This window comes from Bacillus sp. B1-b2, assembly GCF_009183415.1.
Lineage (GTDB): Bacteria > Bacillota > Bacilli > Bacillales > Cytobacillaceae > Niallia.
The window spans coordinates 187,124-199,897 of sequence record NZ_WEHU01000010.1; the positions used below are offsets into that span (position 1 = coordinate 187,124).

Consider the following 12,774-nt stretch of genomic DNA (forward strand, 5'->3'; position numbering starts at 1 on the left):
GGCATTACGCAACTTATTTCATGAGAATAAAGTTTGCTCAAAGATTTGCCCGTTTTCAGCCGAAAAGTACTCTAAAAGTAAAAAAGATAATAATAAAGTTTGCTTAAACATAGTAGAGAGATCACCAAACAAATGGAGTGATCTAAAACTCATGAAGGCACCTTACGGTGACCCCTGTACCACAACCGATTCTTGCCTTCTGATTGTTCTATGGTAATGCAGTGCTTTACTACCTTTGGGATACGGTATAATTACCATGTCAATTAATTTATCAAGGGTGGGCTTTAAATGATTTACGCAATTGTATTGTTTATTTTTGCTGGATTTGCTGAGATTGGTGGAGGTTATCTTATTTGGCTATGGTTAAGAGAAGGTAAGCCTTTCTATTGGGGTGTTTTCGGAGGAATAGCCTTGGCGTTATATGGTGTTATTGCCACATTTCAAACATTCCCATCATTCGGCAGAGTATATGCTGCCTATGGAGGAGTATTTATCGTTCTTTCTGTATTGTGGGGATGGGGTATTGATAAAAAAACACCTGATTTATACGATTGGATAGGTGCGGGTATATGCTTAGTGGGTGTTTCAGTAATATTATTTGCACCTCGTCAATAGTGTTAAAAAGACAAGAATACATTTAAGGGGAATCAACGAAAGAAGGGGATGTCCTTAACCGTTTAGGTGTGAGTTTGAAAGAAGCCATACAATTACGACTATGCCCCAAAATTCCTCATTTTCCTTTTACTCTTTTGCTTCTTTCAAAATAGGACTTGAACTTATAAGGTGAATTGAGGAATGAGGAGAAAGGATTTTCTGCGTTTCACCTTTATCCAAATTAAATACCGATAAAAGGTATCGAAGATACGTTTCCTATTCGATAGTCTAATCCATCTGCCTTATACATAATACCTTACGGTTTCTCACATATACCACCGTTAATCCCATACTTACCACGTTACCCATACAAAATTATTTATTTTTATTTTTAATTATTTCTTTATGGGCGAGCGCTTATGTCTGAAGCATGGTATACCTTCATGGACGTGGACTTCCCTTGGAAGATGAAGCACCTACCTTGCCTTGCAGTTTTGCCTTATCACCACCCTCCCCATACTTACCTCGTGGCCTATACCTAATTATTTATATATATTTATTTTTAAGGGAGAGGACTTTCCTTAGGGCATGTTACACGTTGCTGGATTTGGGCTGCCCTTATTGTGTTGATTCCAATGTACTCCCTTCAGAGAGACATTGACACGGCCCTTGTGCTGTACTAAGCCGGGAGTACCACTAATCTTTTAAAGGGATTCCTAAACAACATATGCACCATCCCTATCCATTTCTTTCCTCCTTGTCTGTGAAAAGTAATTGCCAAACCTCTCCAAATAAAAAAACCGAGAAGAGGTATCGCAGATACGTTTCTCGATTCTTAGACTAATCTATTAGCCTCATGTTATACTTTGCCTCCACTTTAGTTTACAGGAAGTTATAGGACATCTTATGATTTCTATACTTCCGACATGACCTATGATTAATTATTCATAAAAATATCAGATACTTGTTTTCGGTTCATTTCTTTGAAAATGTACAAATATATTGGTTATCCATTTAGATACCAACATAATGACTAAGTAACCCAAAAATAAATGAAAGTAATTAAACCCCTTCAATAAAATAAACAAGCCTGACCACACCAAGATTGGTTTAAATATAAATGCAAGAAAGGCACTTGTTACCGTTAAATACAAATAATAATTTTTTCTATGGTTTAAAGTCCACTGATAAACCAACATATACACAACTGGTATTAATGATACATCTAATGCAAAACTAACGGGAAATAGCGGAATCGCCTTAAATGGATAACCCCATGTACCAAAATTAACACCCAAACTATCTATGTATGTGAACCAAACGTGCACATTAAAACCGTAGAATCCCAATAATAATGCCCTCTTCTTATCAATAGAAAACCATATAACAATTAAAGGCAATATGAGGAATACAACATTGACCCAAAACTGCCACGTATCTAAGTTTGAAAATCTAGCCCAATAATCAATACCTTCAGACATTAGGTTTTCATAATCTTCGATTATTTTATCAAAAATACTTCTCTGTTTTTCATTCATTTAAATAACTCCTTTATCCCTTGAACCCAGAAGGTAATGCTATCTTATTCTAATTAAAAGTTTCCATTTTTATTCATTGCCACATGGATCGTTTTACATATTACAGGATTTGTGCCATTCGTTGATTGGAAGGGTTGCCGGTCTGTATCACCTCAGAGAGACATACTAACGTCAATTTGAGTTGTACTTATTCAAGAGTTAATTATCCCCGTAAGGGAAACCTTAAGCCCTGAAATACACCTCTATACGACCACAGTTCTACATAAAAAAACCCCGTCAATACATCCATTTGCTGGACACACTCACGGGGTTTCGTGCGAACTTTTTTCTTATTAGTCAGACCTTTTTCCTCCTTTGTCTGTGAATAGAAATTTTCAAACCTTCTCCAAATCAAAAAACGATAGTAGTATCGTAGATACGTTCCCGATCCGATAATCTAATCATCAACCTCATACGTAGTACCTTACGGTTTCTCCTATATCACCCTCATTCCCATACTTACCAAGTTACCGATACCTAACTGTTTATTTTTATTTTTATTTATTTCTTTATGGGCGAGTACTTATGTCTGAAGCATGATATACCTTGATGGACGTGGACTTCCCTTGAATGATGAGGCACTCTACTGTACCCTACGGTTTCGCTATAACACCACCATTCCCTTACCTCGTGGGATTTTTAAGAGCGAAGAACTTATTTGGGAATAGTATATGTTGCTGGACGTGCGCTTCCCTAAATTGGGGTAAGTTCCAGTGCTCCTCATTCAGTGGGATATAAACGCCCATATACTTTACTTATGAATGAATTCCCTCAACCCGCAAGGAACTTTGATCCCCACGAAGACCTTTGTTAACCCACAATAAACATAAAAAAGTCCCATGAATATACCCAACTCTGGATACACTCACAAGACTCTATGCAAACTTTTTTCTTCTTAAGCGAACTTTTTTCTCATTCTGCAAACTTTATTTTACTTAAACACTATTGGCTATCATGTATCCTTTCTAAAGCAAATAAAAAAGAAGATTTTGTCTACTAACAAAATCTTCTTTTCGAACTTACTTATTCTACCGTCACACTCTTAGCTAAGTTACGTGGTTTATCCACGTCACATCCTCTATGAAGTGCTGCATAGTATGCAATTAATTGTAATGGTACTACAGAGATAAGGGGTGTTAACAAATCATGCACAGCTGGAACGATATAGCGGTCGCCTTCCATTTCTAGACCTTTCATAGAAATGATACATGGATGTGCTCCACGCGCAACCACTTCTTTTACGTTACCACGTATGCTTAAGTTAACACTCTCTTGTGTTGCTAATGCGACAATCGGTGTTCCATCTTCAATTAAAGCAATCGTTCCATGCTTTAATTCTCCACCTGCGAAACCTTCTGCTTGGATGTAAGAGATTTCTTTTAGTTTCAAGGCTCCTTCAAGGCCAACATAGTAATCAACACCACGACCAATAAAGAATGCATTTCTTGAGGTTTCCATAAATTCTGTTGCGATTGCTTCTAACTCTTCTTTATCTTCAAACACAACTTCCATAGCATTTGCAATGATACCTAGCTCATGGATTAAGTCCATATCTACTGCAATTCCTTTATTTGTAGCTGTTACTTCAGCAAGAATAGCTAAAACAGCCATTTGAGAAGTATAGGCTTTAGTAGATGCTACTGCAATTTCTGGACCAGCATATAACAATAGCGTATGATCTGCTTCACGAGAAAGAGTAGAACCAGGTACATTTGTAATAGTAAGAGTTGGATATCCTAACTCTTTCACTTTTACTAATACTGCTCGGCTATCTGCTGTTTCTCCACTTTGTGTGATAAAGATAAATAATGGATTTTTAGAAAGCAATGGCATATTGTAGACAAATTCACTTGCAACGTGAACCTCTACTGGAATTTCTGCAACATTCTCAATGAATTGTTTTCCAAGAAGTCCTGCATGATAAGATGTCCCAGCAGCAACAATATAAAGACGATCAGCAGCTTTAACTGCATCAATAATAGCAGGATCAATAGTTAGCTTACCTTGATCATCTTGATATTCTTGGATAATTTTACGGATAGCTAATGGCTGCTCATCAATTTCTTTTAGCATATAGTGAGGATACGTTCCTTTTTCAATATCACTAGCATCTAATTCTGCTGTATATGCTTCCCGGGAAATAACTTCGCCCTCTAAAGTCTCGATTGTTACACTATCACTTTTAACAATTACGATTTCTTTATCCACTAGTTCTACATATTGATTTGTAACCTGTAGCATAGCCATAGCATCACTAGCGATTACATTAAAGTTATCCCCTAAACCAATTAGTAGTGGGCTTTTATTTTTCGCAACATAAATCACATCTTTCTCTTGCTCGTCAATTAAAGCAAAAGCATAAGATCCTTTTAGTAGTTTTAATGTTCGAACGAAAGCCGCCTTTAAACTGCTTCCTTCTTCTACAAAGTGTTCAATTAATTGAATAACTACTTCCGTATCTGTATCACTTTTTAGTGTTACGTCAGAAAGATATTCTTTTTTTAATAAGTCATAGTTTTCAATTACACCGTTATGAACAATTGTAAAACGATTAGAAGCACTTTTATGTGGATGAGCATTTAATCTACTTGGTACTCCGTGAGTAGCCCAACGTGTATGACCAATTCCCGCTGCTGCATACACACTCTCATCTACGATTTTTCGTAAATCTGCAATGCGACCTTTTTCTTTAAAGACGCTAACTCCATTTTCATTGCTTACCGCGATACCAGCAGAGTCGTACCCTCTATATTCTAATTTCTCTAGACCTTTTAGTAATATCTCTTTTGCATCCTGGTTTCCAATATATCCTACAATTCCGCACATACTTCTTTTCCTCCGTTCTAAGGGAGCAAGAAGTCACAATTTCGGGAACATGCTTGCTCCCTTACCTCTGATAATTTTTTTATAGATTGTTGAGAAAAGGTATAATTGTTAGCCTGTAAATAATTATTTCCTTTTATACACAATCTTTAAGAATCTTCTACGATTAGCATGCCCTATTCTTTGTGCATTAAGTTGCCCTAATATTTTAAAATAGTGCTATCGATTGGCTAATACAACCGGGAGGCATCCGCCGAAAAATCGATAAACCTCCTCCTCGTCAACTAGTTTTCATGTCGTCCATTACTAGTCCAGGCGCTTAGTTCCACTTATTTAAATCCTTTCCTCCTTTACTAAAAGATACTGCCTTTTTTTCAAAAAGCAATTTAATCATACCTTATTAAGATTCTCTCCGTCAATTACAATTCTACTATAGATTGGAATTTTTACTACAAATTGTTTACATATTGGGTATGATATGCTTACACCAAATGAAAAATAGGATGACGAACATTTAATCAATCATAAATGAACTTCACCCTATAATGTATTCTATTGTGCTACTTTGGTTACAGCTAGCATATAAATTAATAATGAATTGCTTATGATCCAAGATTCATTATTCAGGCAATCCCATTTCCTCTTTCACTACTTCTGAAATGATATTAACATAAGCTTCGCAAAGCTCCTCTGTTGGGGCTTCTGCCATTACACGAACTAAAGGTTCTGTGCCAGAAGGACGAACTAAAATTCTACCATCGCCATTCATTTCTTGCTCCACTTTAGCAATTACTTCTTTTACTTTCTCATTGTCCGTTACATGGTATTTATCTGAAACTCGAATATTCACAAGCTTTTGTGGAAATTTCTTCATTTCTCCTGCTAGTTCAGATAATTTCTTTTTTGTTACTTTCATAATATTTACTAATTGTAACCCAGTTAAGAGCCCATCACCTGTTGTATTATAATCAAGGAATATAATATGCCCTGACTGCTCTCCTCCAAGGTTATATCCATTATTGCGCATTTCCTCTACTACATATCGATCGCCAACAGCGGTTGGAATACTTGTGATTTGATGTTGTTCTAATGCTTTATAAAAGCCTAGGTTACTCATTACAGTAGAAACAACTGTATTATTCTTTAGCCTTCCTACTTCTTTCATATAAGCAGCGCATATATACATGATTTGATCACCATCTACTATATTACCAGCTTCATCAATAGCGATTAAACGATCACCATCTCCATCAAATGCTAAACCAACATCTGCCTCTTTTTCTAAGACAAATCTTGCTAGTGCTTCTGGATGAGTAGATCCAACTCCATCGTTTATATTTAAACCATTTGGAGAAGCTCCCATCGTGGATATATCAGCGTCTAAATCTGCAAATAAATGCATAGCTAGTGAAGAAGTAGCGCCATGTGCACAGTCTAACGCAATGTGTATTCCAGCAAATTCTTCATCAACAGTCTGCTTCAAGAATTGAAGATATTTCTGGCCACCTTCAAAGTAATCATCCACATGCCCAAGATCGGCTCCTGTAGGTCTTGGCAGATCGTCTTCTTCTTTATCAATCAATGCTTCTATTTCTAGTTCTTGATCATCAGACAATTTAAACCCATCAGGACCAAAGAACTTAATTCCATTATCTGCGACTGGATTATGTGATGCAGAAATCATGACTCCTGCTTGTGCTCCTAGCACCTTAGTCAGATAAGAGACACCTGGTGTAGAAATAACTCCTAATCGCATTACTTCTGCACCTATAGATAGTAAACCTGCTACAAGTGCTCCTTCCAGCATATGTCCGGATATACGAGTATCGCGTCCTATCAAAACCTTTGGTCTTTCATGATCTTTAGTTAGGACGTATCCACCATATCTACCCAGCTTAAATGCCATCTCTGGTGTTAACTCACTATTTGCAACTCCTCGTACACCGTCCGTACCGAAATATTTACCCATTCCATATCGCTCCTTCTAACTGATTATCTATCATCCTTGACTAAGCTTCTTTTTTTGTAATGGAAATGCTGGCCGTTTCCATTGCTAGTTCCCAATTTATATTGGCTGGACCGTTCACTTTAATAGGAACCTCATGACTTCCAGCATCTAATCCTGCTAAATCTACATATAGGGAGAAATCACCTGCATTTAATCCAGCTAGTCTATTCTGTTCTCCCGTTATATCAAGACTTGTACTACCATTGCTTGGGTTGGATATGCTAGCATTTAAACCACTTTTAAGACCTTGTAAGCTAATTGGTATATTACTGAGGGTCTTGGTTTGTGTCCCCTGGGAAGCTGTTTCTTCTGATTCCCCCGAATCTTCTTTAGATACTGTTACTTTAACAGTTACAGTTACTAGTTCCGGATCTACCGATGTAACTCCATTAGAGATAATAACAGGTAACGAAAGTGTTTTATTACTATCTATCTGACTCACATCTACCTCAACTCTCGTACTCTCTACTCCTTTAAGTACATCTTCTGGTGCAGTGATGGTAGCTTCCTTTTTATCTAAGGTAATGGAGTCAATGGTAATATTCTCTTTTGGCGTTCCTTTTTCCACTATATCTATTGGAACTGTTTTACTCGTTCTTGTAACAGGAATATTCACTTCCACTGTTTCTGGTTCCACTTGAACATCTAATTTATTTAGACTACTGTCTAGAACTGAAACGGCTGCTTGTTCACTTATGTCTTCATTAGTCGCTTCATCCAAGCTAATATTTGCCTTTACATAGGCAATTTTATCTACCTGGTCTTTTGCTCCCGTTATTTTAACTGTACTAGGGCTTATTTTTGCTGTTCCCGCGCTATACCCTTTCGCAATAGAACTATCACTAAACTCAGCCTCTACTTTAAATTCTTCTGTTACTTTTTCTTTGACATTTACTTTAATTGTTTCTGGGTCTATCGTAGCCGTTAATTTATCCGATAGATCTCTTATTTCTATCTGCACCGTTTTGGTTCCAAGATCTGCATTTGCTAGATTTACGAAAACCTCAAAGTCTTTTGTTAATCTTGCTTGCTGAAGGGGAACAGTTGGCCCTTTTAAGGTTACAGTTACTGTACTTGGGATACCTGTGACAACTACATTATCGGTATCATAATATGCTGTTACTGGTATATCCTCTAAGACAACAGTCTCTGAATCACTTGGTACATTCACTTCATTTTTTGAATTATCATTTGTATTAGTAGCATACGAGAAAAGTAAAAGAGCAAATGCCAAAGCAATCACTTTCATAAACCAATTCTTACTAACGATTTTATCAATTAATCTTCTCATTTTTTCTTCCCCTTCCAGCTCCACTTATTAGTAGAGGATTGTTTGGTAGAGGGTTGAACTAATGCAGCAGTAAGCATTTCCCTAAACGCATCTAATTTTAGCTCTCTATGTAAATCTCCATTTTTAGTGATTGAGATAGCACCTGTTTCCTCTGAAACTACAATTGTTAAGCTATCTGTTACTTCACTAATACCGAGAGCAGCTCTATGCCTTGTACCTAACTCTTTTGAAATAAATGGGCTTTCAGACAAAGGAAGGTAACATGCAGCTGCAGCTATATTAGACTTTTGAATAATTACTGCACCATCATGTAATGGAGTATTTGGTATAAAAATATTGATTAAAAGTTCTGAAGAGATTTTCGATTCTAATGCAATCCCAGTCTCAATGTAATCACTTAATCCTGTCTCTCTTTCAACAGTAATTAAGGCACCTATTCGTCGCTTAGCCATATAATCTACTGCTTTCACAATAGATTCTACCATTTGTTCTTGCTGTTCATGTTCTTTAACGATAGATCTGGAGAAGAATTTCCCTCGACCAAGTTGTTCAAGTGCTCTTCTCAATTCTCCCTGGAAGATAATGATAATGGCTAAAGCACCCCATTGAATAACTTGCTCCATCATCCAACCAAGTGTTTGCAACTGGAAAAAATCACTCAACATCTTAATGATTAAAATAACAAAAATTCCATTAAGGAGTTGAACAGCCTTCGTTCCACGTATAATTGATAATATTTTATAAATGACATACCAAACAAGGATAATGTCAACTGTATTCGCTAAGTATTTTAAAAAGGGGAAATCTACAAACGACATTTTCCTTCCTCCAAGAATATATATTTCACAAGTAATGAATTACTCTATTTAAAAGCCTACAATTATCATATTATAACACAATTCATTTTAATACTAATAATGAAAAGCGAATGTATATGTTATTGGTTAAAAAAGTGAATAATGAATATTTCACTTCCTCTATTTATTATTTGGAATAAATAGGATTCTCTACTAAAGCTTCTTTTAACTTATTATAGACAAAAATAGGATCTCCTTTTCAAAAAAATGATTGTCCTACATTATTATATGACTTTCTTCTGTTATTAGCCCTTTATTTTACCACTAAAAAACCTGCAAACATCAATTTGCAGGTAATCCTTGTTCTTCTTTTGTTTCTCCAGTGAACAATTGTGTAACTTCTTTGGCCGCATTTTTCATTTTGTACCAAACCCACTCAAAGACTGCGTCAATTTCCTTAATTTCACCTGTCACTTGACTAGCTGAGGCCATATACTGCTTTCCGTTTATAACTGTTACATCTCCATCTACTTGTCCTTCTATCTTAATATCCCCATTACGAACAATGATATTTCCTTTAACTGTTTCACCTTTTGGTACAATTGCTGTGTTATTCTCAACAATAATATTAGGTTGTTTAGAAACAGAAAATTGATGATCTTGGTTCCATGAAGATAACAAGCTAGAAACCATCAACACCAGAAAAAGTGAAGCAGCAGCCAGCATTGGATGATGCCTTACCCACCTCTTCACTCTAGCTTGCTTTTGTTCTTTTGGTAGTTTCGCTAATACATTTTCTGTGAAATTTAATGGAGCTTGAATATGAGAGGTACTTTGAACAAGAGCAATCGTTTTTTTCAACTCATGAAAATGGGTTGCACATGATTCACATGTTTGTAGGTGCTCCTGTAATTCTCTCTTATGATCTTCTTCTATTTCTTCATCAAGATACTCATGCATATATGTGACTATTTTTGATGAACAAGTCATATTCTTTCACCTTCTTTATCAGACATGCCTTAATTGCTTTCTTAATGCTTCTCTTCCCCTGTGTATACGTGTTTTGACTGTTCCTAATGGAAGCTCCAGAATTTCACTTATCTCGTTAAGAGACAGCTCTTCAATATATTTTAATACAATTACAGCTCTATATTTCTCTGGTAGCTTTGAAATTTCCTGTTGAATGGTGGACTGTAGCTCCATGCTTTCCACATCTTCTTCAGGAAGTCTTTCATTGGAAGCAATCTGTGAATACATATTCAAACCATCTGTACCAGGAACTTCCGCATCCAAATAATAGTCTGGTTTTTTCTTTCTAATCCGGTCAATACAGAGGTTTGTTGCAATACGATAAAGCCATGTTGAAAACTTTAGCTCTATGTTAAATCTGTGTATATTAACATATGCTCTAATAAATGCTTCTTGTGCCATATCCTCAGCTTCATGTCTATTCCCTAACATTCGGTAACATATCTGAAAAACCTTGTCTTTATAAAGTTCAATAATATCACCGAAAGCATTCTGATCCCCTTTTAATACTTGTTTAATTCTCTTTTTAACTAATACATCCATCCATTTACCTCCGCTCTAGTGCGGCTACTCGATTATACGAATCGATAGCAAGAAAGGTTTCATTTTCCGATTAATATTTTTCAATTTTATTTTTTAATAGTGAACTAATGGCTATTTTAAATACGTTCTCTTTTATAGTAGTCTTTATATAAGTAAAATTATTACATAAGACCTAAGACACATCTTATTAAGTTTCATTAAAGTGTCTAGTTTGTAGGATATATTTACACATTATATTCTAAATAATAAGTGTTTTTCATTTAATCAATAGTGAAAATTCTCCCCATTTATGTACATCTGCCTATTTTAGGATACTCATTATTTATTTTAACAAATTTTGACACAATATGTTTAAAATTTTTATATTTGGTTATAAAAAAAGTAAGAATATGCTAAAATCAAATAATAGTATTCATAAATTAATTTCCATTAGTGAATTAAAAATAAAGGAAAAAAGGGTGAAAAAAATGAGTGATAGAGAATTATTAGAAGATATTGAAGAACATCGAGAAATGATGATCTACTGGGCAAACACCACTTCTTTTTCAAACCCAAAAGTGATAGATATAAGTACAAAACTAGACCATTTACTTAATAAATATGATGAAATAGTTAATCAAATAACTATTAAATAACTATTAAATAATAAAAGGGAACTATTTGTGCATGTAGTTACATGCTAAATAGTCCCCTTTTTATATTAATTATAGCGCTAGAGTACTTTTATCCCTTTAATGATTCATCATTGAGGCAAAAATAAAAACCAAACAGTTATTGTTTGGTTTAATGAGCCATGAAGGATTCGAACCTTCGACCCTCTGATTAAAAGTCAGATGCTCTACCGACTGAGCTAATGGCTCTCTGGCTGGGCTAGCTGGATTCGAACCAACGAGTGACGGAGTCAAAGTCCGTTGCCTTACCGCTTGGCTATAGCCCAAAAAAATAAAAAAGGACATATAATTTATATTGTCCAGTAGTAAATGGTGGAGGGGGACGGATTCGAACCGCCGAACCCGAAGGAGCGGATTTACAGTCCGCCGCGTTTAGCCACTTCGCTACCCCTCCGATATTCTAATTCATGACAATTAAATAAAATGGTGCCGGCGAAAGGACTTGAACCCTCAACCTACTGATTACAAGTCAGTTGCTCTACCAGTTGAGCTACACCGGCATATGTTATGGTGGAGGATGACGGGATCGAACCGCCGACCCTCTGCTTGTAAGGCAGATGCTCTCCCAGCTGAGCTAATCCTCCATATTTTTGAATTGTTATTGGTGACCCATACGGGATTCGAACCCGTGTTACCGCCGTGAAAGGGCGGTGTCTTAACCGCTTGACCAATGGGCCTCTTTATCTCTGTAAGCTTCCAACCGGGCTCGAACCGGTGACCTCTTCCTTACCATGGAAGTGCTCTACCTGCTGAGCTATGGAAGCACTTTTGCTAACATATCACTTTTTTTATAAATTGGCTCCGCAGGTAGGACTCGAACCTACGACCGTTCGGTTAACAGCCGAATGCTCTACCACTGAGCTACTGCGGAACAATATGGTATGCCTGGCGACGTCCTACTCTCACAGGGGGAGAACCCCCAACTACCATCGGCGCTGAGAAACTTAACTTCCGTGTTCGGTATGGGAACGGGTGTGACCTTCTCGCTATCGCCACCAGACTTTTTCTCAAGACATATATCATTATACATGTTTTTGAGAACATTTCAAGTATAATTTTAAAAATTATTCCCTGAAAACTAGATTATGTTAGAAGAAGAAAGAACCGAGTAATCATTGTCTAGCTACAGCTCCTATCGCCTATCAAACTTCCGATCAATTCCCCTACGATAAGTCAACATCAGTTCACTCTCGTTCACTGTGTTTCCTATATCTCAGTGCATTGCTCTCCAGTTTGTACGCCGATAAACAGTCGCTTTCGCTTTTCATTTTAGTTAAGTCCTCGATCTATTAGTATCAGTCAGCTCCACACGTCACCGCGCTTCCACCTCTGACCTATCAACCTGATCATCTTTCAGGGATCTTACTAGCTTACGCTATGGGAAATCTCATCTTGAGGGGGGCTTCATGCTTAGATGCTTTCAGCACTTATCCCTTCCGCA

At 36.5% G+C, this 12,774-nt stretch carries 9 protein-coding genes, 8 tRNA genes and 2 rRNA genes; 2 read left to right on the forward strand and 17 right to left on the reverse strand.

The features are described from left to right. The first annotated feature begins 288 nt into the window (after window positions 1-288). The gene (locus F9279_RS12175) at window positions 289-615 is read left to right on the forward strand and encodes a YnfA family protein (protein ID WP_134340069.1); all 327 of its coding nucleotides are present in this window, start codon (window positions 289-291) and stop codon (window positions 613-615) included. 935 nt (window positions 616-1,550) lie between these two features. On the opposite strand, the gene F9279_RS12180 is transcribed toward F9279_RS12175, so the two are convergent. The 7 genes from F9279_RS12180 to sigW all read right to left on the reverse strand — a co-directional run bounded on the left by F9279_RS12180 (window position 1,551) and on the right by sigW (window position 10,662). After that, the gene (locus F9279_RS12180) at window positions 1,551-2,132 is read right to left on the reverse strand and encodes a CBO0543 family protein (RefSeq protein WP_152113256.1); all 582 of its coding nucleotides are present in this window, start codon (window positions 2,130-2,132) and stop codon (window positions 1,551-1,553) included. 1,062 nt (window positions 2,133-3,194) lie between these two features. Continuing rightward, the gene (glmS, locus tag F9279_RS12185) at window positions 3,195-4,997 is read right to left on the reverse strand and encodes a glutamine--fructose-6-phosphate transaminase (isomerizing) (protein ID WP_152113365.1); all 1,803 of its coding nucleotides are present in this window, start codon (window positions 4,995-4,997) and stop codon (window positions 3,195-3,197) included. A gap of 616 nt (window positions 4,998-5,613) precedes the next feature. Further along, the gene (glmM, locus tag F9279_RS12190; protein ID WP_152113367.1) at window positions 5,614-6,963 is read right to left on the reverse strand and encodes a phosphoglucosamine mutase; all 1,350 of its coding nucleotides are present in this window, start codon (window positions 6,961-6,963) and stop codon (window positions 5,614-5,616) included. Between the two features lie 40 nt (window positions 6,964-7,003). Beyond that, the gene (locus tag F9279_RS12195; RefSeq protein ID WP_152113369.1) at window positions 7,004-8,293 is read right to left on the reverse strand and encodes a YbbR-like domain-containing protein; all 1,290 of its coding nucleotides are present in this window, start codon (window positions 8,291-8,293) and stop codon (window positions 7,004-7,006) included. After that, complete coding sequence (gene cdaA / locus F9279_RS12200) at window positions 8,290-9,111, reverse strand: diadenylate cyclase CdaA (RefSeq protein ID WP_152113371.1); 822 nt, start codon at window positions 9,109-9,111, stop codon at window positions 8,290-8,292. Before cdaA ends, F9279_RS12195 begins: the two co-directional genes overlap by 4 nt. A gap of 321 nt (window positions 9,112-9,432) precedes the next feature. Then, window positions 9,433-10,080, reverse strand: coding sequence for an anti-sigma factor family protein (locus F9279_RS12205; RefSeq protein ID WP_152113373.1), 648 nt, complete (start codon window positions 10,078-10,080; stop codon window positions 9,433-9,435). 18 nt (window positions 10,081-10,098) lie between these two features. Beyond that, window positions 10,099-10,662: an RNA polymerase sigma factor SigW gene (gene sigW / locus F9279_RS12210; RefSeq protein WP_152113375.1), complete on the reverse strand. Its 564-nt coding sequence runs from the start codon at window positions 10,660-10,662 to the stop codon at window positions 10,099-10,101. 347 nt (window positions 10,663-11,009) lie between these two features. Here sigW and F9279_RS25690 point away from each other — a divergent pair, with 347 nt between their 5' ends. After that, complete coding sequence (locus tag F9279_RS25690) at window positions 11,010-11,297, forward strand: aspartyl-phosphate phosphatase Spo0E family protein (protein ID WP_226793461.1); 288 nt, start codon at window positions 11,010-11,012, stop codon at window positions 11,295-11,297. A 152-nt stretch (window positions 11,298-11,449) separates the two neighbouring features. Here the strand turns inward: F9279_RS25690 and F9279_RS12220 are convergent. From F9279_RS12220 to F9279_RS12265, 10 genes are all read right to left on the reverse strand, one after another. Further along, a tRNA-Lys gene (locus F9279_RS12220) sits at window positions 11,450-11,522 on the reverse strand. 2 nt (window positions 11,523-11,524) lie between these two features. Then, window positions 11,525-11,599, reverse strand: a tRNA-Gln gene (locus F9279_RS12225). A 44-nt stretch (window positions 11,600-11,643) separates the two neighbouring features. Next, window positions 11,644-11,727 (reverse strand) — tRNA-Tyr (locus F9279_RS12230). 30 nt (window positions 11,728-11,757) lie between these two features. After that, a tRNA-Thr gene (locus F9279_RS12235) sits at window positions 11,758-11,833 on the reverse strand. An 8-nt stretch (window positions 11,834-11,841) separates the two neighbouring features. After that, window positions 11,842-11,917 (reverse strand) — tRNA-Val (locus tag F9279_RS12240). Window positions 11,918-11,935: 18 nt separating this feature from the next. Further along, window positions 11,936-12,010, reverse strand: a tRNA-Glu gene (locus tag F9279_RS12245). A gap of 14 nt (window positions 12,011-12,024) precedes the next feature. Then, window positions 12,025-12,097: transfer RNA gene (locus F9279_RS12250), tRNA-Thr, on the reverse strand. Window positions 12,098-12,129: 32 nt separating this feature from the next. After that, window positions 12,130-12,204 (reverse strand) — tRNA-Asn (locus F9279_RS12255). A gap of 12 nt (window positions 12,205-12,216) precedes the next feature. After that, a 5S ribosomal RNA gene (gene rrf, locus F9279_RS12260) occupies window positions 12,217-12,333 on the reverse strand. 269 nt (window positions 12,334-12,602) lie between these two features. After that, a 23S ribosomal RNA gene (locus F9279_RS12265) occupies window positions 12,603-12,774 on the reverse strand; the annotation flags it as partial.